The sequence below is a fragment of the Salinibacterium sp. NYA9b genome (assembly GCF_976973725.1).
This window is the reverse complement of sequence record NZ_OZ333476.1, coordinates 2,908,527-2,934,544: the sequence shown is the minus strand read 5'-3', so window position 1 is coordinate 2,934,544 and position 26,018 is coordinate 2,908,527. Positions and strand designations below refer to the sequence as shown.

Sequence of the window (26,018 nt, the reverse complement as noted above, 5' to 3'; positions counted from 1 at the left end):
CTGTCAAGGGGTGTGGTGAGCCACTAATTCACACCCTTGTGATCAAACGTTTGATCAAGTACCGTAACCACTATCGCTCGCTAGTAGAAACGAGGCGCCCTTCCATGGGACTCACTGACACAGCCCTAACCATTACCGCCGTGCGCGCAGTGTTGCTTTCGCACCGGTACCAGCCCGGAGAAGAACTGACGTGGGTAGGAGGCACCATTTGGTCGTGGGATGCCGCGCTCGTCGAAGTAACCCTCTCTGACGGAACAACCGGTGTCGGAGAAGCGGGAGCCGGGATTATGGCCGCCGCTGCCGTGCCCGGAATCGTCGACGCTTTTCGGCCCTACGTGCTCGACCACGAGTTCGCTCACCCCCTCGAAGTTGCTGACCACCTGCGTGCCTACACCGCCTTTTGGGCGCGCGGCGGAATGCTCAACGGCGTTGCCGGAGCAATCGAAACCGCTGCACTGGATGCCGTTGGCAAGCGCCTGGGCGTGCCCGCCTACGAAGTGCTCGGTGGCCTCAAGCGCGACTGGATCGAGTCGTACGCCAGCGGCGGACTCGGCACTACCTTCGGCGAGGTCTCTGACTGGGCCGCCGCGCAGATCGAGGCCGGCTTTGGCACCGTGAAGTTCCGCGCCATGACCGACCCCGACACCACCATCAAACTGCTCGACCATGTGACCGCGCTGCTGCCCGAGGGCGTGCAGTTCGTTATCGACGCCGTGCAGGCCTGTGCCTCAGACCCGTGGCCTGTCGACGAAGCGATTCGTGTCGGGCATAAGGCCGCCGAACTTGGCGCCCGCTGGTACGAAGAGCCCTGCCAAGCGGATGACGTGGCTGGCTACGCCGCCGTGCGTGCCGCCGTCGACGTGCCGATTTCCGGTGTCGAATCCAACGGAACCGTGCGGGATTTCGCGCAACTGCTCGACGCCAACGCGCTCGATGTTGCTCAGCCCGACGTCACTTTCGTGGGTGGCCCCAAGGCTTTCGCGCAGGTCGCCGAGCTTGCTCACGCCACCGGCGTGAAGACGGTTCCCCACGTGTGGGGTAGCGGCGTCACCTTCGCCGCGAACCTGCACACGGTGCTCGCCAACCCCTACGTTGAGCTCTTCGAGTACTGCACCCTGCCGAATCCGCTGCGCGAAGCGATGCGGGTGGAAGAGGTCGACTTTAGGGATGGCGGAATCGTGGCTCCGAAGGCACCAGGCCTCGGCATCCAGCTCACTCCCGAAATCGAAGCCCAGTTTCCGTTCAGCCCTGGAGGTGGACATGTCATCCGCTAACGCAGGTTTCACCCCGCTGCCCGGCGACGAGCGCCTCACGACCGCGATTCTCAGCGACTCGTGCGACGAATCGGGCCTGCGCAACCAGGTGCTGACGCAGCGCCTCGCGCCCATCACTCCCGGCTCGCGAGCCTTCGGGCGGGCCCGCACCGTGCGGTTCGCCCCAGCCCTGGAGTCAGACCTCGATGACCCGTACAAGGAGTCGATCGAATTCATTGACGGCATCGGCGCTGGCCAAATGATCGTAATCGCGACCAGTAACAGCAACGACTCTGGCTTCTGGGGAGAACTCTTCAGCGCTGCGGCGCTGGGCGCGAAAGCCTCCGGCGTCATCACCGACGGCAACCTGCGCGATACCGACAAGATCGCCGAACTCGGGTTTCCGTCGTTCTCCCGCTCGCGCCGCCCCATCGACTTTCGGGCCCGGATGCGCGTCATCGCCTCCGACGTCGTGGTCGAGCTGGGTGGGGTGCTGATTGCACCCGGCGATCTCGTGATGGCCGATGACGACGGAGCAGTGGTGATTCCCCAGTCGCACGAAGACGAAGTACTGACGCGAGCCCGCACCCGAGCATCCAATGAATCAACGGTCTTGGCAGAATTGCTCGCCGGAGACTCGCTGCGCACCGTGTGGGAACGGCACGGCATTCTCTAAACTGGCCACCTGCGAAGGGACTACACCGTGGTTTTTCCAATCATTGACGCTCACCAGCACATCTGGAACCCCAACCGGGCCCACTATGACTGGCTCGACGAATCACTGGCTCCGATCAATCAAGCGATGACCCTCGATCAGCTCCTTCCTGAGCTGCGGGATGCCGGTGTCGATTACACGGTTCAAGTGCAGTCAGCAGACAACTTCGATGACACGCGTTTGATGACGGAGTGCGCGGCCGCTAACCATGAGGTTGCGGCGATCGTGGGCTACGCGCCCCTCGATCGTCCCGCGCAGGCGGCCCGCACGATCGAGTCGTGGGAGGGTGACACTCGCATGGTGGGGGTGCGCACTCTCATCCACAATCAAGAAGACCCGGAGTGGTTGCTGCGGCCCAATGTCGACGAGGGGCTCACGGTGCTGGAGCGCGCCGGGCTCACCTTCGACGTGGTTGCCGTTCTGCCGGAGCACTTGGCGCTGATTCCTGAACTGTCGCGGCGGCATCCGGAACTTCGCATGGTCATTGACCACTTGGCGAAACCGCCCATCGGACTCGAGGAGCGCGAGCCCTGGTGGTCAGCGATTGAGGCCGCGGCAGAAAACCCCAACGTCTATGCCAAGGTCAGTGGGCTGTATTCGGCGGCTGGTGACCCGCAGCAGTGGACGACCGAATATGTGCGTCCGTTCTTCGAACGGGCCCTCGAGGTTTTCGGAGCGAAACGCTTGATGTATGGCGGCGACTGGCCTATTTCAGTGCTCGCCGGCGGGTACACGCGAGTGTGGCAGGGCCTCCAGCCGCTCTTTGACAGTGTGGATGCCGTGGACCGCGAGCAGCTGCTTGGCCGTACTGCGGCAGAGTTCTACCGCATCGATCCCGCTCGCATTGGTTACTAAGGCGCCGTGCGAAAATCGCCAAATAACAGTTGAAAAACCTTTGATCAAACGTTTGCACAACTTCCGCGCTTGGTATAACGTTTGAGCACCGGAGAATTCGAGCCGTTCCAGGGCCTTGTTCTCTCCACTACGAAGCAGTAGAAATCTCACCAAGGAGTGTCAATGAAGACCAAGAGGTTCCTTTCCGCCAGTGCAGGAGTGGCCATAATTTCGGCCGCTGCACTCGTTCTATCCGGCTGTTCAGCTGACGGAGGCGCCACCGCCCCCGAGCAGACTGACTCGGGTGGAAAAATCACGGTGTGGGTTGACCCGCCCCGTGTTCCCGCCGCAGAAGCTTTCCAAGAGGCACACCCTGAGATCGAAATCGACGTTGTGCAGATCGATGGAACCGTGGGTGGCCAGACCGTGAAGCAGGCATTCGCCAACTTCGACTCTGCCGGATCAGGATGGCCTGACGCCATCTTCTTCCCCTCCAACGACGACATTGCGTGGGCAACTGGTGCTGCCAGCAACTACGCTGCCGACCTCACCGATCTGCTTCCCGATGTCATCGATGGTTACGACCCCGCAGTGCTTTCGTTCTGTGACATCGATGGTCAGATCCGCTGCCTCCGCAACGACGCTGCACCCGACGTGTTCTGGTACAACAAGGCATTCTTCGACGAGAACGGCTACACGCTGCCCACCACGTGGGAAGGCTACGGCGACCTGGCTGTGGAGATTGCAGCAGACCACCCCGACAAGATCAGCGGATTCCTCGGCGACGCTTATGCCGTGAACCGTTACCTTCAGGCCGCGGACTGCCCCACGAACGACCGTCTCTCCGAGTCGGAAGTTCACATCAACCTCGATGACCCGAACTGTGTTCGCGCCAACGAACTGCTCACCCAGATGTATGACGGTGGAGCACTCACCACACAGGGCATCTTCGACGGTGACGCCGCAGCAGCTGGCGTCAACCTCGTCATGAGCCCCGGTGCCGTCTGGTGGGGTAACTACCTCTTCCGCGACACCTGGAAGATTCCTGCCGGCGAGATGAGTGCAAGCGCACCGTTGACGTGGGAAGGCGAATCAAGCCCGACCGCCGGTAACGAAGGTGGCGGCCTCTGGGGCGTCTCCTCGCACATCACCGGAAAGCAGCTCGAAAACACGCTGACCTTCGCCACCTTCGTCGCGACTGACCCGGCATGGCAGGTTGAGCTCTCAACCGGTCTCCCCGGCTATGGCCCGATTCAGGATGCTTGGCTCGACAAGCTCGCAGAAGACGGCTACTTCGCTGATGTTGCCTCCGTGCAGCAGGCATTCAAGGATGCAGCGGCAGCAGTAGCGCCGTACTCCTACATGCTCTACGACACCGGTGCGGCCTGGACCGAAACGGTCAGCCCCACGCTGATCGCGGATGGATCCGTCAGCGATGCACTCAGCACCTTCGGTACTGAACTCGTGAACCGCGCCAACTCGGTCGGCTACACGGTCACCGCCGAATAGAAGTACCCAGCTAGGCACAGCAGGTGTGGGGGTTTCAGATCCTTGAGGCCCCCACGCTCTGTTCCACTCCCGAACTCATAGGCGAGGACTACATGAGCAGCTCAACGCTAGCCACGAAAGGCACGGAGCCACCGGCCACCGGCCCCCGTGCATCCACCACACCCCGGCGTCACCGCACACGCCACGCGGAATCACGCGGCGCCTGGATTCTGCTTGCCCCCTACCTCGCGCTGCTTCTTGTTGCCGCAGCGATCCCCATTGGCTATGCCTTCTGGATCGCCCTGCAAAAAGCACCAACCCTCGTCGATCCCTCCAGCGGATTCGGCGGCTTTGACTCGTTCATCACGGTAATCACCGACTATCGGTTCTCCGGAACGTTCATCAATATCTTCTCCGTCATGATCGTGTGGTTGCCGCTCATGATGGTCGGCATCGTCGGCTTGGCCCTGCTAGTTCATGCCAGCCCCGGCCGCTTTGGCGACACAATGCGGTTCTTCTACTTCATCCCCGGAGCGTTGAGCGGAATCGCGAACTTCGTGCTCTGGGTTTACCTCCTTCACCCCACCCAGTCACCGCTCGCGCCGCTCTGGCAAGAAGTCGGGTTCGGGTCGCTGAAAGAGATCGTGACCGACGGCAACATGCCGATGATCCTCACCGGAATGTTGTTCTTCCAAGGTGTCGGAACCTGGATCATCGTCGTCAACGGTGGCCTCAACGGCATCCCCGACGAAATCTTTGAAGCCGCCAAGATCGACGGCGCGAGCGCCTGGGATCTGGCCTGGCACATCAAGCTTCCGCTCATCCGCCCCTGGATTGGCTATGCCGCCCTCATGAACCTTGCCTATGGATTCCAGCTCTTCTTGGAGCCCTACCTGCTGCGACAGATTTCGTCTGGCGCGATCGCCGGCGAATGGGCACCAACCCAATTGGGTTACGCCTTCGCTTTCACTAACCGAAACTTCCCGGCCGCAGCAGCACTCTCCATCATTCTGCTCGTAATTACCCTCAGCATTGGAGTCGTCATCGTGATGAAGAGTGGACTCTTCGGCGACGAAAAGGAGAAGAAGCGATGAGTAACAGCGCTCCCGGCGTCGTCGGCGCCAAACACTGGACCGTCGGCCGAATTGCCCGCATCACCGTCATGGTGATCGTTGCTGCCGCCTTCATCCTTCCCATTATTGGCTTCATTGCGATGGCCTTCCGCAGCCAAGAGGGTGTCCTTGCCGGCACCGACGGATTCCTTGGTCTCGGCGGTGTCTCGTGGGACAACGTTGTGTTCAGTTGGAGCCAGATCAACGGCTTCGGCCCCGGTGATGGTGGCCTCTTCACCCGCTGGGTAGGAAACTCCCTCGTGATTGCCATCGTTGGTGGGGTGCTCGCCCTTATCGCGGCGCTTCCGGCGGGGTATGCGCTAGCGCGACTGCGATTCCGTGGCCGCAAGGTGCTGCTCTTCGCCACCCTGCTCGCCATGGTGATGCCGAACACTGTTCTCGTCATCCCGCTGTTCCTCGAAGTGAACGCGATCGGAGCCGTCGGCCAGCTCTGGCCGGTCGCCGTCATCATGGGCTTCTTCCCCTTCGGCACCTACCTCGTCTATATCCACTTCATGACGACCATGCCGCAAGAGCTAGTAGAAGCAGCCCGCATCGATGGCCTCAGCGAGATCTCCACCTTCTTCTACGTGGCACTGCCGATCTCGAAGCAAGTCGTCGCGCTCGTCGCGTTCTTCTCCTTCGTGGCCAACTGGACGAACTTCTTCCTGCCGCTGGCTCTACTAACCTCGAACCAGGAAAACAAGACGATTTCGATCGGCATCCAAGAGCTCATCGGCGCCAGCCCACTGTTCAATGCAACAGTGGCGGCCGGCCTCGACGTGAAGCTCTACATGCCCCAGCTCGCGCTCGCCACGTTCATCTCCATGATCCCGCTGCTGATCGTGTTCCTCACGGCCCAGCGTTTCCTGATGCGTGGACAAACCGTTGGTGCGGTGAAGGGATAACAATGAAACGAGTAGCCCAGGTCATCGGCCTCCCACCCGAGAACCGAGACGAGTACGAGCGATACCACGCCGCTGTGTGGCCAACGATTCTCGAACGACTCGCGGCCAGCAACATCCACAACTATTCGATCTATCGTCACGGCGATCTGCTGTTTTCGTACTTCGAATACACGGGTGACGACTATGAAGCCGATCAGGCAGCGATTGCCGCGGACCCCGAGACGAAGCGGTGGTGGGCTCTTCAAGAACCGCTGCAGCAGCCTCTGGATGATCGTGCCGAAGGCGAGTGGTGGAAAGAGCTGCCCGAGGTCTTCCACGTTGACTAACTAACCAGCCTTCTAGCGATACCGCGCACCGCAGCGCACCAGACGCGCCTCACCCGCGCAGACATACCTCTTATTGGTTCTGAGCAAGGAGAACTCTTCAGCATGACTACTATCACCAGCGTTGACGTCTATGACGTGCGTTTTCCGACGTCGCTCACCGCCGACGGCTCAGACGCCATGAACAAGGATGGCGACTACTCGGCCGCCTACGTTGTACTCCGCACCGACGAAGAGGGCGTCGCGGGCTACGGCTTCACCTTCACTATTGGTCGAGGCAATGACATCTGTGCGCTCACTGCTGAACAGCGGGCTGCACCGCTTGTTGGCCGGGATGTCGATGAGATCGTCGGTGACCTCGGCGGCATTTACCGCGAGCTGAAGTCTGATTCGCAACTGCGCTGGCTTGGACCAGAAAAGGGTGTCGAGCACTTGGCGATGGCCGCCGTGATGAACGCCGTCTGGGATCTTGCTGCGCGTCGCGCCAACAAACCACTCTGGCGTTTGCTTGCCGACATGACTCCTGAGCAGCTCGTCGACACCGCCGACTTTCAGTACCTCACCGACGCCCTCACTAAAGAGGAAGCGATCGCGATGCTGCACGAACTCGCTCCTACCAAAGAGCAGCGCATTGCCGAGCTCACCGAGTCGGGCTACCCCTGCTACACGACGAGTGCCGGCTGGTTGGGTTACTCCGACGAGAAGCTTCGCCGTCTCTGCCAGGAGGCTGTGGATGCCGGCTACCGCCACATCAAACTGAAGGTTGGCGCGAACCTCGACGAGGACATCCGTCGCTGCGGTATTGCTCGCGAAGTGATCGGTGCCGACGCGAAGCTCATGATCGACGCCAACCAGGTGTGGGATGTCAATGAGGCGATTGTCTGGGTGAAGGCGCTTGCCGAGTTCAACCCGCTGTGGATCGAAGAGCCGACGAGCCCGGATGACGTGCTCGGCCACGCCACGATTCGTAAGGCTGTTGCTCCGATCGGTGTCGCAACCGGAGAGCACGGCATGAACCGTGTGCTCTTCAAGCAGATGTTCCAGGCCGAAGCCATCGACTTCTGCCAGCTGGACTCTGCACGCCTCGCGGGCCCGAACGAGATCATTGCCGTGTACTTGATGGCCAAGAAGTTTGGCGTTCCGGTCTGCCCGCATGCGGGTGGCGTTGGCCTCTGCGAGCTCGTGCAGCACCTCTCGATCTTCGACTACGTTGCCGTGTCAGGCACGCTCGAGAACCGGGTAACCGAGTTCGTCGATCACCTGCACGAACACTTCGTTGACCCCTGCATCGTCGAGAACGGCGCCTACCGGGTGCCGATGGCGCCCGGCTACTCGGCCCAAATGCACGAGTCGTCGGTCGCCGAGTTCTCGTTCCCCGACGGCAGCTACTGGGCGGGTGTGGCTGTCGCGTCGTAGTCGCGGGCACGCCGCAGGATCACGCCGGTCTCATCGTGCACGAGCGGCATCCGTCGAGCTTCAGACATGCCGACCCACCTCCGTATGGCTCGCACGGGCGGCCAGTTCGGCCCGCGCGGCGGCGAGAGTGTCGGGGTGTGGCGTGCCCTGAATGTATTCGCGGATCTGGCGAGATTGCAGCATGGAACGCTGGCCCAGCGCGACCGTGCCACTCAACCCGTGGAGCTGCCCATTTGCTCGTTGCAGTTCAAGTTCCCTCACCCAGCGCACCTCACCTTTGCTGAGGAAGCCGACATAGGGGTCGCTAACGCAGCCTGTTAGTTCGGGGCGTGGAATCGTCAAGGTTCGAAACCACGTGCGAGCAACGAGGTGGTCGTCATAGAGCCAGACTCCGAGAAAGAGGCACCGCAGGCCGGCGCTCATCGCCCAGACGAGGAAAGCGAGCGCGAGGAACTCTTCGCCGGCGAAATCTGGATGGGTAAGTGCGGATGTTGGACCCGGGGCCAGTACGGCAAGAACTGTCACAATGGCAAAGGGGAGTGTGAACCAGCGGGTGTAGCGTCCCGTTCCGATGACGCGAGTTCTCTGCGGATGCCCGGCAGTTGCTTCGTCCACAGCAGCGTTCATGGTCACACCCACGCTTTCCACGTGCGGATCACGCGAGACGTGCGGCGCGCCATCCACTTGTCGAGCTCGGGATCGGCGCCGGGCGCTCCGAGCAGCGTGGGGGAGAGGAAACCGAGAAAGGGGCGCGTCTGGAGTTTCACCACTCCGTACTGCCCGAAGGATTCAATGTGTTCCGCAATCTCGGCCACCTGGGCGTCGAAGTGGCCGGGTTCGGTGTTGCTCTCCAAGACGAGATCGGGGCCGGCCTCAAGAACGTAGCCGCCGTCAGAAACCACGGTCACAGAGATGTCGACAGCGTCGGGCGTGGGTGGTGTGAAGTCAACCGTCGCCGTAAATGTGTTGAGAAATTGCGGATGCACGACGACCTCAATTGTCGGAAAGCGGGCGGCAATTCGCTCGGCCACCTTCTCGGCAACGGGTACTGCAATGTTCGTGGTCACTTCGGCAGCTCCGGTCCGTTAGGGAGCAACTCGATTCGGCCGCGACCCTGATGGCGGTCCCACGGAATCCACGTCGCTGAAATGCGAAGCACGCCCCGCCCACCATGACGCTCCCACCCCACTCGGGTTCTCAATCCCCGGAGGTTTTGGGTTCCGTACCCCGCTGGACCTCCCCTCCCATGGTGAAAGATCATCACAGCTCGCACCAGTTCGGAAAGCGTCGCATCCTCCGGGACCACAACGCCGTGTTGTTGCAACCAATCGCTATTCACATAGGCGCGCAGCCTCTTCTTGAGCTCGGCGGGATCCGGATCGAGGTCGGCGTTCACTGTGATCGCGACGTCTCGCTCGTGTGCCGCGACCGCCAGTCTGCGCCCCTCTGCATCGAACCCTCCGAGTCGAGTGGGATCGATGCGGTTGGCTTTGATAGCAATAAGGGCGTCTTCGATTGTGACGAACATGGCGAGATCATCGTTGTCATGGAGCACGATCGGGAACCGTGGGTCCATCAGGCAGCACTCCGCTGCAGCAACTCAGACCTCTCAGAGTCCAGCGCGCGATCAAGACTCGCTAAGGTGCGGCGCTGTGTGCGATCGAAGCGCAGGGTGTCGCTGAGCCGGGGTTCTGGGCTGCGGTACTCGCCAAAATCCGCAGCCCCCTCCTGCCAAGTAATGAGGAAGGACTGAAGTGACTCTTGCGGGTCGTCTAGCTGGTCCCACATCTCGCGATAGCTGCTTGCGATGAGAAAGCGGCAGACGCGGGCGGCTTGAGTGAAGTTGTGCAGGGTCACGTCCAGTAGTTCGACCTCAACTTCGTGTGCGTCGTCGCGGAAACTGAACGCTCTGCGCTCCTCCCGCTGGGATACGGTCACACCTTCTGCGAGACGCTGGAGTGTTATTCGAACCGCATCGGAAGCCGAAAACAGGCCAACCTGAAACCCGACGCTCAGTACCTCCTCGGTGAGTAGCCTCGCCGGGAGAAAAGTCTCGGCAGGCATCACGCTCGGGCACACGAGCCCCACGGAAAAACGCTGGTTGGTGAACCACTGCTCACGGGACTGCAGATCCTTCACGTACCCGTCAGCTCCCTCGCAATTCCTGCGCGGTACAGGACATTCTCACGCTAGCGGTTGAGCGCGGTCAATCGCTAGGGAAACTGAGCATTAGTGGGCGCTTGTGCCTCTATCGGGGTGCGGTGCTCGCTATCGCAGCTGCCGGGCGCCGAGGGAGCGTTGTGGTGGCACGAGTCCGGAGGGCGCGGGCTTGCGTTCGGGAGGGAGGGCGCGCAGTCGCACCGAGGAGTTGATGAAGTAACAAGCGATGAGTATGAACTGCAGCAGAGAGAGAACACGCGCTACCCAAGCGATCACTCCCATTGCGGGCTCGGCGACGAGAAGCCACACTTCGTCCGCTGCGCCCCAAATGGTGAGCGCGCCGAGAACGAACCCGGCAGTGGGCCGTGCAGTCGCGCGCCACCAAGGCCGAGGAGGAGTTATGGGCTCGGCGCGGCCGCGAAAGGTGCGCACCGCCACTACGAACGCAAGCGACGTGAAAGCGACGCCGAACAAGAGTGAGACGGCCGATGACGCTCCGACGGCATCCAGCAGAAGATCGCAAAGTTGAAGCAACGCTATTGCCGTGACAAAGAAGAGCAGCTTTGCCCACCACGCCATGAATCGCAGGGGATCGGTCGTGAAGCCGCTCATGCGTTTTCGGGCCTCCCGCTCGGTGAATGTTGAGTTCACTTCGAAAGCTACACCAGTCGATGCACCTGGGGCACGTGCTCAACACCGTCAAGCGGGTAGACCACTTGGCGGTACTGGCCCGGGGCGTTTGCGGCGAGCGCAACTCTGAACCGGGGCTGCATCCCTGTAGTTCCGCTGGATTTGGCGGGCGAAAACGGTCGCGCCACCTAGCCGACACGCCGCGTACCCCCCAAAATGGGGGTACGCACCCACGGGGAGGGGGAGTATCTTCACCACTACCCCCTTTGGGGGGTCAGAACGATCAGAGCAGTTTAACCAACCCGCCCCCGCAGTGCGTGCCGATTGGCACGCCATCCCGCAGCGCGCCCCCGCAGCGCTCCTATTAGCGTCCCCTCTATGCCGACACCCGAAATGTCGTGATCCCGATGCAAGCCATGATCGAATCTCCCCTGTCATCCGCCCAGCAGCTGCACCAACTTTCTGTGCAACGCCCGGAAATTCAGGCGTGCCAGATCGGGAGTTGACCGATGAGTCAGCTCCGAAAGTTTCCTGAAGCAGAGCCCAGCGACAACGAACGTGCACGACTTCGCTTGGTCGACGGCGTTGAATTCGAGCCCCACGCTCCGAGCAATCCCCACCCTGACTCTGGGGTGGCGTGGGCTCGTGCCTACCAAACACGACTGCTCATTTCGGATGCCGCCATCATTGTCGTCACGATGATCGCTGCGGTGTTTACCCGGGCGGTCGTCGATAGCACCCCCGGTTTCATCTCAGAGTTGCCGCCAATCGTGTGGCTGGGGTTGGGCGCAATTGCGCTCGTGTGGATCCTGGTGCTTGAGGCATTTCACACCCGGGATTGGCGCATCATCGGTTCTGGTCCCAATGAATATAAGCGCGTAATCACGGCATGCATGACCGCGTTCGGGCTGCTGTCGGTCACAGTGTTGGTGATTGAGGTCGGCTTCCCCGGCAAAGCCACTGTGGTGACTATGGCGTTGGGCGTCGTTGGCCTGCTCGTCAGTAGGTGGGCGTGGCGTCGGTGGCTCACGACGCAGCGTCGGTACGGGCACGCGCTCTCGCGCGTGGTGGTGGTGGGCACTCGCTCCGAGATCGATTACGTGGTGTCCCGCATTAAGGGAAACCTGAGCACTGCGTTCAAACTTGTCGGGGTTCTCACCGACCCAGAAATCAGCGCCCCCAGGACCGCTGGCGCTCCCCACCCCTACAGCTTCACGCCCGAAGAGGTAGTGGAGGCCGCAGCGGATCTCGGGGCTGACGCCGTGATCGTCGCCGGCGATCACGGCTTTGGTAATGACTTCATCCGCAATCTCGCCTGGAGATTGGAAGGCACCGCGGCTGAGCTGATCTTGGCTTCGTGCCTTGCCAATGTGGCTGGACCCCGCATCCACTTTCGGCCAGTGGAAGGTCTGCCGCTCATCCACGTAGAAATTCCGCAGTTTGATGGTGGCAAGCATGTGGTGAAGCGAGGGCTCGACATTGCGGTTTCTGCGATTGCCCTCATCGTGCTGGCGCCGCTGTTTCTGCTTCTGGCGCTCGTCATCCGTGCTGAAAGCCCCGGTGGTGCGTTTTACAGCCAAGTACGGGTAGGTCGAGATCTCGAGACATTCCGCATGTTCAAATTCCGTTCAATGGTCTCGGATGCCGACGCCAAGTTGGCCGAACTGCAAACGGAAAACGAGGGCTCCGGTGTGCTCTTCAAACTGAAGAACGACCCCCGCGTGACCAGAGTGGGACGCTTCATCCGCAAGTACTCTCTCGACGAACTGCCGCAGATCTGGAACGTACTCAAGGGGGACATGAGCCTTGTCGGCCCCCGACCGCCCCTACCCAGCGAAGTGCGCGCCTATAAGGGCAAAGTAAACCGTCGCCTCTACATCAAGCCAGGGCTGACCGGAATGTGGCAGATCAACGGCCGCTCCGACCTGAACTGGGAAGACAGCATGCGCCTCGACCTCTACTACGTCGAGAACTGGTCCGTCGTCGGTGATCTTGTCATCATGTGGCGCACCTTCAAAGTGCTCGTCAAGCCGGTCGGAGCCTACTGACGATGTGCGCGCACCGCTATTCACCTCAACCAGCATGTCTCCCCCCAGACGCCCTCACCGTTGTCATCGGGAGATCGGTGAGGGCAAAACCCGTCGCTGATATGCGCCACGAGAAGTGGGATTTTCGTGTACCCGTGCAGGCCGACATGAGAGGAGCTGTCGTGAACGGAACCGATGGCACGCTCGGGAGGCCTCGGCGCCCTCCGACACTCACTCATCACCGCCGCACGGCAAGTCCACCAGCTCACGCGAAGCGGACTGCGCAGTCAGCGGCGGGCGCCCGATCATGAGCCACAAAGGCCACCCCAGTAAGAGGAATGAAGCCGCGTCGGGAGGGCCGTGCGCGCGTGCCCCTATTAAGAGGAGTAGCTCTGTTCGAAATGGAGCGGTTAGCGTGAGGCCCGGTGTGGGTCGTCGACGATGCGCGCGCGGAGGGCGCGAACGCTGGCAGCCCAGGAATAGCGGGTGCTTTCTGCTGACGGTGGAGCGGCATCTGAGGCTAGCGTCACGCCGTCCGTGGACGGATGCTCGCGCGCGGGCGCCGAACGGATTGCCGCAGCGATAGCCGCCACATCATCGGGGTCGGCGAATGTCGCCTGCGCTCCGGCTAGTTCGTGAAAGACAACGATGTCGCTCACGACAACTGGTGCGCCGAACGAGAGCGCCTCGATGACGGGAAGCCCGAAGCCTTCGTCACGAGTGAGAAACAGCAGCAGCGCCGTGTGGGTGTAGAGCCATGCCAATTCGTCGTCGTCGATGAAGCCGAGAAATCGGATGGCGCCGCTCTCCGCGGCGGCGTTTACCGCAGCCGGCAGCTCAGCGCTGCGCCCTTGCGGTTCGCCGACGATCACGAGCGGAGTGCGCTCGGTGGCGCGACCTGAGGCGAGGGCTGCCTCGATGGTGTTCGCCAGATTCTTGCGGGCATTGAGTCGGCCAACACAGAGCAGAAAATCGCCTGCTAGATCGTCGAGCCCCGGTGGCTTTCGTGGAGCGGACTCCGTGAGCCCGCGCCCCACGGCCAGCCCAATCGGCGTGACGGGGCGACCCTGGCTCAGCCGGCTGATGCGCGCAGCCTCCGTCGCCGACGATGTGAACAGCCATGTCGCCCGCCGAGAGCTCAGCGGCATGAGCGCAAAGTACGCGCGCTCCTTGAGCGTGAACCACTCGGGCGACGTGAGAAACATGTAGTCGTGGATGAAGACCGCTGAGTGCCCGAACGCTGGCGTGAAATTGTGGGTGATGGTGACATCCGCGTGCAGTCGTTTCGCGATGAAGGGCAGCTCGACGATCGCACTGACACCCTGAGGTCGGAGGCGGGTGCCGACAACGTCCGCGCTCGCCGGCAGCTCCGAGCGCGCAGTATCGATGGATGCTCGGGGCACCGCCACGCTGACCTCGTCGTCGGGGAATTCGCGCAGCCAGGCCCACACGAACTCGCGCAGCACTTGACGGTTCGAGGCCGGACCTCGAACCCACCAGAACCCGTCAAAGAGAACGCGCATGACCCCCATGCTAGACCCGGTGGTTTCGCTGCCCACCGGGGAGAGCTCTCGACCCAGCCCGGAGCCTGGGGCTATGGTGAAACATGACCGCCACAGGGGAACGCCCAGAAGTGCCGGAAACATTCGGTGCGATTGTCCGCTCGCTCGCGTCCGCTCAAAAGCCTGGGCGAGGTGCTCCGCCGTATTCGCGGTGGATCAACCGCCGCCTTGGCCGCCTGCTCGCCGCCGCGGCCTATCTCGCCGGGCGCACGCCCAATCAGGTCACCGGCCTCAGCGCGCTCATGACGGCGATCGCGCTTGTGCTCGTGGCCACCGTGCAGCCGAGCTGGTGGCTTGGCATCCTCGTGGCATTCCTGCTGTTGCTCGGGTACGCCCTCGACTCTGCTGACGGCCAACTGGCGCGGTTGCGTGGCGGCGGTACGAAAGCGGGAGAGTGGCTCGACCACGTTGTCGACGCGTTCAAGATCGTGATTTTTCACGGTGTCATCCTGATCTCGCTGTACCGTTTCGACACTGGATGGCCCGACAGCATCTTGCTGATTCCGCTCGGCTTCATCGTGGTGTCGTCGGTGTTCTTCTTCGCGATGATTCTCACCGATCAGTTGCGCCGCATAGCCTCCGCCGAGCGTGGGCGCAGCTACGCCAAGCCCAGCGGTGGCGGCGGTTGGCTGCAGACGATTGTCGCGATCCCCACTGACTACGCCGTGCTCTGCCTCAGCTTTGTGCTCTTTGGCTGGATGGACGGCTTCGTGGTGTTGTACGGGCTGCTGTTTCTTGCCAACGCGCTCATTTTGCTCGCTGTGCTTGGGCGCTGGTTTCGGCAGCTGCGCGCTATCGACGCGAGCTAGTTCTCGAACTCGCGCACGAGCGCAACGGTGCTTTCGATGTGAGAGCGACTGGATGCTCCGAACACGATTGATTCGATTCCGGGCTGCGCATAGATCCACTCCAGTGCCTCTCGCGGGGGGATCGCTCCCGACGCAAACACCGACATCGCGACAGCACGGAACGGCCGCTTCGCCAGCGCATCCTGATACGCCTCGACGCCACCCGACATCCGGAACCCGATCTTGTTGATGTTGGAACACACGAGCGGATTCTGGATGCCGGCCTGGTCGAGGTGATCGAGCAGCATCGGCAGGTTCATCGTGATGAAGCCGGGCTCGGCGCCGTAGCGGGTGCGCACGTGGTTCGCGAAGATCGCAAAGGCGTCGGTAAAGCCGAGCCCCAGCAGCAGATCGACGACGACGTTCTGCAACCAGACCACAGGCGTGCGCACGCCAGCGAAGCCGGCCATCTCGGCATCCACGAGCAGGGTGATGATGCCCTCGATGTCTTTCTTGGCCAGCGAACGGCCGCCGCGCATCATCGCGTTGAGCATGCCCTCGTCGGGCATGAAGCGATTGAGGGCCCCCAAGATTCCGTTCTCGGTGACCGCGTCGGCGTACTTGTGCGCGTACGGCATGCAGGGGAAAAACGAGAACCCGTCGTAGCGCTCGGGGTCAGCGCGCACCCGCTCCACGACATCGGCAATGCGGTCGTGCGTTGTGCACATGAGAGTGCGGATGCCGCTGGCGTAGGCATCGTCGATGACCGCCATGATCGCATCCAGATCCTGAAAGCGCATGGCCTGCTCGCGCGCTTTCTCCTCGGAGCGATGGTTGATGCCAAAGAACTGGTTATCGCCAAACAGCACCGGGTCGAGTTTTGACGAACCGGGAGTGCTGAGCGGGCCGCCCGAGTCGGCGGTGCGCGGGGCGGTGGTGCTCATGAGCGTCTCCCTAGAAGGCTTCCACGGCGGGCTTTGGGTGCGGTCGAAGCCGTGGTCTCGCCGACGAGGGTGGTCGTGGCGGGCCCGGCAGCGGCATCCGCTGTCAGTAGTTCGATGATGCGGTCGGTGATGGCAGCACTCGCGAAGTCGTTGGTGGCGGGCAGCGAGGGGTCACCGATGCGCTGCACGAAGTGATCGAGTTGAGCGCTGTATTCCTCGCCGCGGAGGTAGAACCACACCTCATCGGTGAGCTCGGTGGTCGACTTGATCGTCCAGCCGGGTTCGTAGCCCTCGAGCTCGGGGGCGGTGCTGCGCAGGTAGACCTGAATCTCTTGGCGGTCGGCAATGATCTTGCCCTGAGTGCCGAAGATGCTCACCCGGGTGGTCATCTTGCGGTACGACTCATCCGACCAGTTCACCGACAGCTGACCACTGACTCCGTCGGGAAAGTAGATCGTGCTGTACACCTCGTCTTCGGTGTTCTCCGAAAAGACGCTGCCCAGAATGGTGCCGCCGACGCCGGTCGCGTTGCCGACAAACCACGTCGCGAGGTCGAGCGGATGCGCGGCATAGTCATAGAGACAGCCGCCGCCCTCGGTGCGCTTGCTGCGCCACGTCGTGCCCTTCGCCTTGAGCACGACCGGGCCATACGACTCGGCCTGCAGGTGGGTGACCCGGCCGATCGCGCCTGCCTCCAACAGTCGCTTTGCCTCACGGAAGGTACCGACGAAACGGTTGTGATATCCGACTTGCGTGACGAGGCCACGGACGGCTGCGACTCCCGCAAGCTCGGCGGATTCCGCTGCGGTGAGCGTGAGGGGCTTCTCGCAAAACACGTGAAGCCCGCGGTCGAGAGCCGTGCGCACCATCGCCGCATGAAAGCGGGTCGGGGTCGCGATGAGCACCGCATCGAGTTCAACGCTGTCGAGCATCTTCTCGAAATCGGTGAAGGTCTTTAGGCCCGTGTACTTTGAGAGCACCCCGAGAATGTAGCCAGCCGAATCGACAACCGCCTCCACCGAGACGTCCGGATGCGCGCGAATCATCGACAAGTGCGAGAGCCCCATTTTGCCTAGGCCAACCACTCCCACGCGGATCATGCGTTCGCTCCGGGTCGCGGCGACGGGGTCGAGCGCGGAGCCGAGACGGGAGCCGTGCCAGCGGGGAGCTGCTCGGCGAGGAGCTCCGCGTACTGCCCCGCGACGCGTTCCCACGTGAACTCGGCGGCATGTCTGGCGCGGCTGGCGGCCGCGAGCGAAGCCCGGCGATCGGGCGACGAGAGCAGCGTCGTGATGTGGGCGGCTGCGTCATCCACGCCCGAAAAATAGAGCGCACCGTCACCGGCTACCCAGCGGTTGTAGGGATTGTCGTGGGCGATCACCGCGTTGCCGGCGGCCATTGCTTCCACGAGAGAAGGGTTGGTGCCACCAACGGTGTGGCCGTGCAGGTAGCCAAGGGAATGGAATCTCAACGAAGACACCTCATCGGGTTCGTAAATCGGGCCGACGAACAGCACCTCATCGCTGGCGGCTTCGCGCACCGCCCGCGCATAGGGATCGCTGTCGTCGTAGGTGCCGAAGATCGCCAACTGGTGATCGCGGCGTTCTCGGGAAAACGCGGTGACAAGTTCGAGAATCGTGTTCTCGGGGATGGGCCGACAGATGAGTGTCAGATAGCGCCCTGGCGTGAGGCCGCGACTGGTTACCGGCAGAGTGTCAGCGGCTTCGACAGCGTGGGCGCCGTACGTGATCGTGACGAGTTTCGAGCGTCGAGCGCGCGTGGCCAAATAGGTTTCGATGACCGGATGATCGGCAATGAGTCGATTGCCCACCCAACAGGCGATCCGTTCGTTTATCCACAGAATTGCCTGCCGACCCTTGCCCCAGCGGGAACGAGACCACTCGATGCCGTCCATGTTGATGACATTCGGGATGCGCTTGAGACGCTGCAGGATGTTGAACACGGCCGTGTTGTAGCCAAACGTGAGGCAGATATCGCGGTGTCGAATCGCATGCCGGATCGAGGTGAGGTCGAAGCGTGCGGTGCCCAACCATCCTTCGCGTTGTTCCGGAATCAGTACCCGTTCGATGCCGTGCCACAGGTCTGTCGTGATGGGGCCGGTGCCCGGAACTTGGCAGTAAACAACAGGGCGCCAGCCGTGGTCGCGCAGAAAAATGGCGACGTTCTCGGCGGCAGTTTCAAAGCCACCGTAGGCGGCAGGAATGCCGTGAGTTCCGAGGATGCGCACAATTGGTTCGCGCTCGGCAGGGGAGTGTGGGTCGTTCAACTTTCCCTCCTCCGTTGACGGACTCAAGAACTTCGACCAGACTCCCCACTGTCTGGCTTGGAAGTGTACGCCGCTCGCGTTTTACGCTGTGGCCCCAGAACAGGGGGTACGGTGCTGAAGGGCGCGGGTGTACCGTCCAGTACCGACCACTCCCGAGGCACGGAGCTGCCATGACTATGTCGAAGCACCCAGGAACCGAGTTAGAGCCTGAAGCTGTGGCGGCCACGCCGTCGTGGCTGGGCACCCGCCCCCGTCGCATGATTGCGGGCGGTATCGTCGTTGCGCTCCTCGTCGTGCTCGGGGTGGTGCTGTTTGGGCAGTTCGCGCCGACCGCGAATCCCGGCGTTTCTCCCGGGGCGACGCCGAGTTCAGGGGCAGCGACGGAGTCGCCAGCAGCACCAGCACCAGCGACAGCGGCACCGGTCGACGGGCCAGCCGTGCCCGATGTCACACCCGTTCCGATCGAGGAGCCAGCGGATGTCACCCCCGGCCTCGTGGCAAAAGTCACCAAGGTTGAGGAGGTCGATGGCACCGCTCGCGGCCCCGGTGAAGTCGCTGGTCCGTCGTTGCGCGTGACGGTCACGATGACAAACTCGACCTCGTCAGTGGTCTCGTTGCGCACAACCGTGATCAGTTGTTACTTCGGTGCCGACCGCACGCCGGCGCCCGAACTTCGTGAGCCGGGCGGCTCACCGCTGCCAGCATCCCTTGCGGCAAATTCGGCGATCGATGGCGTATACATTTTCACTGTTCCTGCTGATCAGCGTGGCAATGTCACCCTTCTCGTCGACTACTCCGTCGACGTGCAACCGGTTGTTTTCCAAGGGGATATCGCGGACCTGCTGTAACGATCGGTCTACCCACCTCGGCGGGCGACCCCTGAAACGTGACCCCCTTTTGGGGGGCACCCAAACGGGGCGGAGGGGGAGTATGGTGACCCACCAAGTGGAACCTGAATAGCCACAAACCCCCGAGAAGGCACATCATGCGCTTAACCCGCCAGATGCCACCGAACCCGCTGAGACTTGTTTCCGCCGCAGCGGCGATGACATTAATTGCGACTTTGCTCACCGTAACGCTGCCCACCGCAGCTGTTGCCGACACTGCGGCTGCCCCGCCTGTGCCCACCACTGTGTCTACTGATCCCTTACCCACGCCCCAAATCAATGGTGTGGTCTGGGACCAGGTCATCGTGGGCAACACCGTCTACGCGTCTGGCGATTTCAGTTCGGCCCGACCGTATGGTTCGCCCGCGGGTACCAACGAGCAGAGTCGGTCGTACGTGCTCGCGTACAACCTCACGACCGGCGCGCTGCTGTCGTGGGCTCCGACGTTCAACGGGCAAGTTCGTGCTCTGGCCGCATCTCCTGACGGAAGCCGGCTCTATGCGGTCGGCGACTTCACGTCGGTGAACGGTGTCTCCAAAAGTCGCATCGTTGCGTTCAACACCGCCACGGGAGCCATCTACGGCGGCTTCGATGCTGGCGCCAACTATCGCGTTTATGCGGTCGTGGCCACGAACACGCAGGTCTTCTTCTCGGGACCATTCACTTCGGTGAGCGGAAACACTCGGCTGGGTGGCGCTGCCGCCCTCGCCTCGAACGGCGCGGTCACCTCGTGGGCTCCCGAGCTCGCCGGCGGACGTGCCTTCGGCATCGTTGTCTCGCCGGATGAATCCAAAGTCGTGATTGGCGGAGACTTCACGACCGTGAACGGATCGAGCAATCCCGGCTACGGCCTTGCCATGGTCGATGCCACTGGGGGCGCGCTCATCACGCCCTTCGCCACCAACAATCAGGTGCGTAACGCCGGCCTCAACGCCGCCATTTTCTCGCTCTCGTCTGACGCTGACAGCTTCTACGGCACCGGCTATGTCTACGGCTCCGGCGGCAACCTTGAGGGCGTCTTCCGGTCGAACTGGTCGGATGGCGAACTCGTCTGGGTGAACGACTGCCACGGTGATACCTACTCGGTCTCTCCCGCGCCCAACGGAGCCATCTATGCCGCAGGGCACTCGCACTACTGCGGCAATATCGATGCCTTCCCGCAGACGAACCCGTGGTCGTTCAACCGCGGAATCGCCTTCTCAAAAGACGCCACCGGAAGCATCTCCCGTGACCCTTACGGCTACCACGACTGGTCGGGCAACTCGAGCCCGTCGCTGCTGAACTTCTTTCCCGACATCAACCTCGGAACCTTCACTGGCCAGTACCAGGGCCCATGGGATGTCACGTCTAACGCTGAGTACGCCGTGTTCGGCGGCGAATTCACGCGCGTCAACGGGCAGAACCAGCAGGGACTGCTGAGGTTCGCGATCCCGGCGATCGCTCCCAATGCGGATGGCCCGCGCCTGACGGGTGCCGACTTGACCCCGACGATGAGCTCTCCCGCTCCCGGCACGATTGCGTTGAGCTGGACCGCCGACTGGGATCGTGACAACGAAAACCTGACGTACCACCTCATCCGTGATGGCAAGAGTGGATCACCGATTTACGTCACCGAGCAAGCGTCGCGATTCTATGACCGCCCGACCATGACCTACGTGGATACCGGCCTCACGCCGGGCCAGACCTACACCTATCGACTCCGCGCGATCGACCCCTATGGCAACAACGGCTGGGGTTCGACGGTGTCGTTCACCGCCGGCGCCACCGGTCAGTTGAGCGATTATGCGGCAGCCGTGATGGAGGATCAGCCCTCCAACTATTGGCGCCTCGGCGAGAGCGGAAACACCGTGGTCGACAGCGTGGCTCGCGACAACGCGACCGCCACCAACAACGTGGGCTTTGGAACATCCGGAGCAATCATCGGCGACAGCAATACCGCCGCGACCTTCACGGGAAGCTCGAACAGCTACGCCGGATCGAACACCCAAATCTGGCGCGACAACACCTTCTCGGTCGAAGCCTGGTTCAAGACGAGTACAACCTCGGGCGGCAAGATCGTCGGCTTCGGTAACCGTCAAACCGGCAACTCGAGCAACTACGACCGCCATGTGTACATGGACAGTTCGGGCCGCCTGAACTTCGGCGTGTACACCGGAAGCACTCGCATCGTGCAAAGCGCGAAGGCATACAACGACAACGAGTGGCATCAGGTCGTCGCCAGCATGGGCGCCGACGGAATGGAACTCTTCGTTGACGGAGTGCGCGTTGGCGTGAATCCCGACGTCGTGTGGGGCCAGAACTATTGGGGCTACTGGCGCATCGGTGGAGACCGCAGTTGGAGTGGCTCTGACTACTTCAACGGTGCCATCGACGAAGTAGCGGTGTACCCGACCCCCCTCACCGCGAGCCAAATCCAGAACCACTTCGAGCTCTCGGGCCGGTCGCTCTCCGGACCGCCCGCACCGACCGACGCCTACGGTGCTGCGGTCTACAACGCGAGCCCGCAGCTGTACTGGCGACTGGGGGAAGCCTCCGGTGCCGTCGTGAACGACTCCGGTCTGCAGGGACTCAACGGAAACCTCAGCGGCACCTACACGCGCAACGTGCCCGGTGCCCTCGGGGGAACAACAGACTCGGCAACGCAGTTCACGCAGGCGCTCGCGGCGACAACAACTTCGCTGCCGAACCCCTCGACGTTCTCGAGTGAAGTGTGGTTCAGAACCACGAGCAGCACGGGCGGAAAGCTCGTGGAGTTCGGATCCTCCGCCACCGGCACCGCCAGCAACTATGGCGACAACGTGATCATGCGCAATGACGGAACGCTCGTGTTCGGCACGGGCAGCACCACCGTCTCGAGCACGGCCTCCTACAACGATGGCAATTGGCATCAGGCGGTAGCGACCCAGGGATCAGCAGGGCTGCAGTTGTTCGTCGATGGTGCGGTGGTGGCATCCAGTGCGGCAACACCGACCCAGACGTTCTCGGGCTACTGGCGACTTGGCCGCGGCAACACCGTGGGAGTGGCATCGTCGAACTACTTTGACGGTGACCTTGATGAGTTCGCGGTGTACCAGACGGTGCTGACCCCGAGCGAAATCAGCTCGCACTTCCTCATCGGCACGGCGAACGAAGCACCGGTTGCTGACTTCACGCACTCGGAGAGCGATCTCGTCGCAAGCTTCGACGCGACCGGATCGTCCGACCCCGACGGCACTATCGACGCCTACGCGTGGGACTTCGGTGATGGTGCGTCGAGTACGGATGCCGTGGTCGATCACACCTATGCCGCCGCGGGAACCTACGACGTCACCCTCACGGTGACGGACAACAAGGGAGCCTCGGCAACCGCCTCCGCCACAGTGACGGTGTTGGCTCCGAATGTGGCGCCCACCGCGGCCTTCACGAGCGAAACCACCGACAACGTGGTGAGCTTCGACGCGAGTGGCTCGGCCGACAGCGACGGCACGATCAGCTCGTATGCGTGGGACTTCGGCGACGGAGCATCCGCCACTGGAGAGAGCACATCGCATCTCTACACGGCGGCCGGCACCTACGCCGTCACCCTCACCGTGACCGACAACCAGGGGGCAACGGGAACGGTCAGTCATGACGTGATCGCTCTCGATCCGCCCGTCGTGACCGTGCTGGCTCGCGACGAATTCGCTCGCTCCGAAAACTCCGGCTGGGGCACAGCTCTCGTCGGTGGTGATTGGTCGACGAACAGCAACGGCAACTTCTCGGTCGAATCGGATGCCGGAGTCGTGAACCACAGTTCGTCGGGCACTACCCGGCATGCGTGGTTGCCGAGCGTCTCCACGGACGACGTGACGGTCAGCGCGAGCATCTCCGTCGACAAAGCAATCACGGGTGGTGGCGCCTACACGGGCATCACGATGCGCGAAGTGGGCAACGGCTTCTACCAAGCCCGCGTGCGCTACTTCTCCAACGGCACCCTCGCCTTCCAGCTACTGAGTGGCAGCTCGACCAACATTGCGTACACGGATGTTGCGGGCCTCACTTTCAGTCCAGGCGACGTGCTGCTCGTGAAAGCGCAAACCTTCGGAACCTCACCGACGACCATTCGCGGCAAGGTCTGGAAGCAGGGAACAAGTGAACCCAGCGACTGGACCCTCACCGCAACCTCGTCGGTTGCCAATCTGCAAACCGCGGGTGCCGTCGGTCAGTACAGCTACCTGTCTGGGTCGGCCACCAATGCTCCCGTGCACGTGAGCTACGACTCGTTCGTAGCGACTGCAGGCCACGCCGAGGAGCCCGTGACGCCGACGAATTTGCTACCAACGGCATCCTTCACCAGTGCGGTGAACCTGTTGACCGCGAGCTTCGACTCGAGTGCGTCAAGTGACCCCGATGGCAGCATCGCTTCTCGATCGTGGGACTTCGGTGATGGTCAGTCGAGCACCGCAACGAGCCCCGATCACAGCTACGCGACCGCGGGTACCTATTCGGTAGTTCTGACGGTGACGGATGATCAGGGCGCCACGGCTACCGTGACGCACCCCGTCACCGTCAGCTCGACTCCGGCGAACCAGGCACCCACTGCCGCATTCACGTCGTCGGCGACCGAGCTCGCCGTGGCGTTCGATGCAACAGGATCGACGGATGCCGATGGCAGCGTCGCAAGCTACGCCTGGGACTTCGGAGATGGTGCGAGCGACACCGGCGCAACGCCTTCGCACAGCTACGCGAGTTCGGGCACCTACACGGTCGTGCTCACGGTGACGGATGACGAGTCGGCGACCGGAACGGTCAGTCACGACGTCGTCGTGTCGGCGCCGCCGGGCGCAGCCTTCGCCGAAGACACCTTTGAGCGCACGGTTGCCGCCGGTTGGGGCAGCGCGAATACGGGAGGTGCCTGGTCGTCGAATACGAACTCGACCTACACCGTCGGTAGCGGCGAGGGTGCTTTCGTGCACACGAGCTCGGGTACTACTCGCCGGGCGTTACTGGCGGGCGTGAGCGAAACCTCGGTAGAAGCTCACGTGGAGATCACCACCGATAAGGCTGCCGAATCCGGCCACATTGTCGTGGGCGTGATCGGTCGTCAGGTTGGGTCGGCGTTCTACCAAGCGCGCCTGCGCCTGCAAACCGGCGGAGTCGTCGGACTGCAGATCATGTCGGGCTCCACGGTGGTGCTCGCCAACATGAACGTGCCGGGAATGACCTACGCGGCTGGGGATACCTTCATCCTGAAGACCACGGTGGAGGGCACGAGCCCGACCACGATTTCGGCCAAGTTGTGGAAGGAGGGTGACACCGAGCCGGCCGCCTGGCAGCTCGTGACTACCGATTCCACGGCAGCGTTGCAGGCGGCAGGTTCGGTCGGATTTGAGAGTTACCTCTCGGGCTCGGCACCCAACGCTCCCGTCACCGTGAGGTTCGACAACTTCAGCGCGCGGCCCGTGCAGTAGGCAGCCTGAGCGTGTTAGGCACACGGTCGGCCCTGGGAGCAATCGGCTCTCAGGGAATGCAGGCTCTCTCGAGCTTCACGATTCAGGTGCTTGTCGCGCGCACGCTCGGCTTTGACGGCCTCGGTGCTTTTGCCATCGCGTATGGCGTAATGGTGCTCGTCGCCGGACTTGCGAGTGGGATGGTCGGCGACTCGCTCGTCGTACTGGAACGGCGTGCTCCGGCCGTGCGCTCGGCGCTGCAGCAGTTCGCTCTCGGTATTGCCGTGGTGGCCGGAGTGCTGTCTGCTGCGCTCGCGGGAGCATCCGGACTTCTGGATGCCTCCACCGCCGTCATGTTCGGAGCCGGCGTCGCCCTCTTCGCGCTCGAAGAACTCATGCGTCGCCTGCTCATGGCCGGGTTCGGATTTTGGCGCGTCATGCTGATCGACTTCGCGTCGTTCGCGGTCGCGCTCGCCGTGATCGGGCTGAGTGCGCTCGCCGGCACCCTCGGCCTCTTCGTGTTTCTCGGTGCCGTCGCGGCCGGTCAGCTCGCCGCTATCGGGCTCGGCGCAGTGCTTCTGCCGCGGGAAGAACGCTTCGTCGTAGGCTTCGTGCGCGGTGGCGTTGGCACCGTCTTTCGCTACGGCATCTGGCGGGCAGGTCAACAGTTTCTGCGGCCTGCACTTCTCACCGTCGTGCGCACTCTCGTGACCGTGCTCGCGAGCCTCGCCGCCACCGGACTCCTCGAAGCGGGTCGCGTCTTCGTCGCCCCAGCCACTCTCGCGGTCAGCGGCCTTAGCTCGTATCTCTTCGTCTCCTTCGCCCGCGACAACAGCAAGCCTCTGGCCGAGAAACTACGGCGAGCGGATCGTGCCGTCAGCACTCTGGTCAGCCTCACCGTGGTCGTCGGCGCGCTCCTTGTCGCGCTCCTGCCGTGGGGAGGCGCACTACTCTTTGGCACCGCACCCGACCTGCTCGCCGTGATTGGCTGGATCGCCTACACCGCGTCTATTGCCGCCGTGACTCCGTATGGTGCGCTCGCGGCGGTCGGCGGAAAACAAGCGGCCGTGTTTGGGATCCGGGCGGCCGATACTGTTCTCGCCATCGGAATCGTGAGCGCGGTATTGCTGGCCGGGGGAGATGTGCAGTGGGTGCCGGCGGCGCTGGCTGCGGCATCCATTCTCGGCGGTCTCGGTATTCGGTGGCTGATTCTGGTGCCGCTGGTGCGGGCGGGCTAGCGCTCGGGGCCGAACGTTGCGCTGCGGCGCGGTCGGCG

The 26,018-nt window shown here is 62.6% G+C and carries 22 protein-coding genes; 13 read left to right on the top strand and 9 right to left on the bottom strand.

All coding sequences use genetic code 11. The features are described 5' to 3' along the window. The first annotated feature begins 104 nt into the window (after positions 1 to 104). The 8 genes from ACWFSR_RS14060 to ACWFSR_RS14025 all read left to right on the top strand — a co-directional run bounded on the left by ACWFSR_RS14060 (position 105) and on the right by ACWFSR_RS14025 (position 8,049). The gene (locus ACWFSR_RS14060) at positions 105 to 1,274 is read left to right on the top strand and encodes a mandelate racemase/muconate lactonizing enzyme family protein (RefSeq protein WP_447522700.1); all 1,170 of its coding nucleotides are present in this window, start codon (positions 105 to 107) and stop codon (positions 1,272 to 1,274) included. Then, positions 1,261 to 1,929, top strand: a complete 669-nt coding sequence (locus ACWFSR_RS14055; RefSeq protein WP_447522699.1) for an RraA family protein — start codon at positions 1,261 to 1,263, stop codon at positions 1,927 to 1,929. Before ACWFSR_RS14060 ends, ACWFSR_RS14055 begins: the two co-directional genes overlap by 14 nt. A gap of 27 nt (positions 1,930 to 1,956) precedes the next feature. Continuing rightward, on the top strand, positions 1,957 to 2,823 hold the full coding sequence (locus ACWFSR_RS14050; protein WP_447522698.1) for an amidohydrolase family protein: 867 nt from the start codon (positions 1,957 to 1,959) through the stop codon (positions 2,821 to 2,823). Positions 2,824 to 2,985: 162 nt separating this feature from the next. Continuing rightward, complete coding sequence (locus ACWFSR_RS14045) at positions 2,986 to 4,311, top strand: ABC transporter substrate-binding protein (protein ID WP_197109212.1); 1,326 nt, start codon at positions 2,986 to 2,988, stop codon at positions 4,309 to 4,311. A 92-nt stretch (positions 4,312 to 4,403) separates the two neighbouring features. Then, positions 4,404 to 5,384, top strand: coding sequence for a carbohydrate ABC transporter permease (locus ACWFSR_RS14040; protein ID WP_197109213.1), 981 nt, complete (start codon positions 4,404 to 4,406; stop codon positions 5,382 to 5,384). Further along, a complete protein-coding gene (locus ACWFSR_RS14035) occupies positions 5,381 to 6,310 on the top strand; it encodes a carbohydrate ABC transporter permease (protein WP_197109214.1) in 930 nt (309 codons plus the stop codon). The genes ACWFSR_RS14040 and ACWFSR_RS14035 overlap by 4 nt, the downstream gene beginning before the upstream one ends. Before the next feature lie 2 nt (positions 6,311 to 6,312). Beyond that, positions 6,313 to 6,636: an L-rhamnose mutarotase gene (locus ACWFSR_RS14030; RefSeq protein WP_197122571.1), complete on the top strand. Its 324-nt coding sequence runs from the start codon at positions 6,313 to 6,315 to the stop codon at positions 6,634 to 6,636. Positions 6,637 to 6,738: 102 nt separating this feature from the next. Then, positions 6,739 to 8,049 (top strand): L-fuconate dehydratase, encoded by a 1,311-nt coding sequence (locus ACWFSR_RS14025; RefSeq protein ID WP_447522697.1) that lies wholly within the window; start codon positions 6,739 to 6,741, stop codon positions 8,047 to 8,049. 60 nt (positions 8,050 to 8,109) lie between these two features. Here the strand turns inward: ACWFSR_RS14025 and ACWFSR_RS14020 are convergent, their stop codons facing one another. The 5 genes from ACWFSR_RS14020 to ACWFSR_RS14000 all read right to left on the bottom strand — a co-directional run bounded on the left by ACWFSR_RS14020 (position 8,110) and on the right by ACWFSR_RS14000 (position 10,860). Further along, a complete protein-coding gene (locus ACWFSR_RS14020; RefSeq protein ID WP_447522696.1) occupies positions 8,110 to 8,676 on the bottom strand; it encodes a hypothetical protein in 567 nt (188 codons plus the stop codon). Between the two features lie 2 nt (positions 8,677 to 8,678). After that, complete coding sequence (locus ACWFSR_RS14015) at positions 8,679 to 9,116, bottom strand: hypothetical protein (protein ID WP_447522695.1); 438 nt, start codon at positions 9,114 to 9,116, stop codon at positions 8,679 to 8,681. After that, positions 9,113 to 9,604, bottom strand: a complete 492-nt coding sequence (locus tag ACWFSR_RS14010; RefSeq protein ID WP_447522694.1) for a hypothetical protein — start codon at positions 9,602 to 9,604, stop codon at positions 9,113 to 9,115. Before ACWFSR_RS14010 ends, ACWFSR_RS14015 begins: the two co-directional genes overlap by 4 nt. A gap of 20 nt (positions 9,605 to 9,624) precedes the next feature. Beyond that, positions 9,625 to 10,188 (bottom strand): hypothetical protein, encoded by a 564-nt coding sequence (locus ACWFSR_RS14005; RefSeq protein WP_447522693.1) that lies wholly within the window; start codon positions 10,186 to 10,188, stop codon positions 9,625 to 9,627. A gap of 129 nt (positions 10,189 to 10,317) precedes the next feature. After that, positions 10,318 to 10,860, bottom strand: coding sequence for a hypothetical protein (locus ACWFSR_RS14000; RefSeq protein ID WP_447522692.1), 543 nt, complete (start codon positions 10,858 to 10,860; stop codon positions 10,318 to 10,320). 488 nt (positions 10,861 to 11,348) lie between these two features. On the opposite strand from ACWFSR_RS14000, the gene ACWFSR_RS13995 reads away from it, so the two are divergent. Then, the gene (locus ACWFSR_RS13995) at positions 11,349 to 12,887 is read left to right on the top strand and encodes a sugar transferase (protein WP_197106808.1); all 1,539 of its coding nucleotides are present in this window, start codon (positions 11,349 to 11,351) and stop codon (positions 12,885 to 12,887) included. A gap of 389 nt (positions 12,888 to 13,276) precedes the next feature. Here the strand turns inward: ACWFSR_RS13995 and ACWFSR_RS13990 are convergent, their stop codons facing one another. Then, positions 13,277 to 14,389, bottom strand: a complete 1,113-nt coding sequence (locus ACWFSR_RS13990) for a glycosyltransferase family 4 protein (RefSeq protein WP_447522691.1) — start codon at positions 14,387 to 14,389, stop codon at positions 13,277 to 13,279. An 83-nt stretch (positions 14,390 to 14,472) separates the two neighbouring features. Here ACWFSR_RS13990 and ACWFSR_RS13985 point away from each other — a divergent pair, with 83 nt between their 5' ends. After that, complete coding sequence (locus tag ACWFSR_RS13985; RefSeq protein WP_447522690.1) at positions 14,473 to 15,237, top strand: CDP-alcohol phosphatidyltransferase family protein; 765 nt, start codon at positions 14,473 to 14,475, stop codon at positions 15,235 to 15,237. On the opposite strand, the gene ACWFSR_RS13980 is transcribed toward ACWFSR_RS13985, so the two are convergent. Genes ACWFSR_RS13980 through ACWFSR_RS13970 form a run of 3 tightly spaced genes read right to left on the bottom strand, consistent with a single transcriptional unit; the run spans position 15,234 to position 18,447 of the window. Further along, positions 15,234 to 16,160, bottom strand: coding sequence for a hypothetical protein (locus tag ACWFSR_RS13980; RefSeq protein WP_447522689.1), 927 nt, complete (start codon positions 16,158 to 16,160; stop codon positions 15,234 to 15,236). The genes ACWFSR_RS13985 and ACWFSR_RS13980 overlap by 4 nt on opposite strands. Then, on the bottom strand, positions 16,157 to 17,260 hold the full coding sequence (locus tag ACWFSR_RS13975; RefSeq protein ID WP_447522688.1) for a Gfo/Idh/MocA family protein: 1,104 nt from the start codon (positions 17,258 to 17,260) through the stop codon (positions 16,157 to 16,159). Before ACWFSR_RS13975 ends, ACWFSR_RS13980 begins: the two co-directional genes overlap by 4 nt. Continuing rightward, the gene (locus ACWFSR_RS13970) at positions 17,257 to 18,447 is read right to left on the bottom strand and encodes a DUF1972 domain-containing protein (protein WP_447522687.1); all 1,191 of its coding nucleotides are present in this window, start codon (positions 18,445 to 18,447) and stop codon (positions 17,257 to 17,259) included. Before ACWFSR_RS13970 ends, ACWFSR_RS13975 begins: the two co-directional genes overlap by 4 nt. A 170-nt stretch (positions 18,448 to 18,617) precedes the next feature. Between ACWFSR_RS13970 and ACWFSR_RS13965 the strand changes: the two genes are divergently transcribed. The 3 genes from ACWFSR_RS13965 (at position 18,618) to ACWFSR_RS13955 (ending at position 25,980) form a co-directional block, all read left to right on the top strand. Further along, positions 18,618 to 19,295 (top strand): hypothetical protein, encoded by a 678-nt coding sequence (locus tag ACWFSR_RS13965; RefSeq protein ID WP_447522686.1) that lies wholly within the window; start codon positions 18,618 to 18,620, stop codon positions 19,293 to 19,295. A gap of 137 nt (positions 19,296 to 19,432) precedes the next feature. Beyond that, on the top strand, positions 19,433 to 24,763 hold the full coding sequence (locus ACWFSR_RS13960; protein ID WP_447522685.1) for a PKD domain-containing protein: 5,331 nt from the start codon (positions 19,433 to 19,435) through the stop codon (positions 24,761 to 24,763). A gap of 11 nt (positions 24,764 to 24,774) precedes the next feature. Further along, positions 24,775 to 25,980 carry a hypothetical protein gene (locus ACWFSR_RS13955; RefSeq protein WP_447522684.1) on the top strand — a complete coding sequence of 402 codons (1,206 nt, stop codon included), beginning with the start codon at positions 24,775 to 24,777 and terminating at the stop codon, positions 25,978 to 25,980. Positions 25,981 to 26,018: the final 38 nt, after the last annotated feature.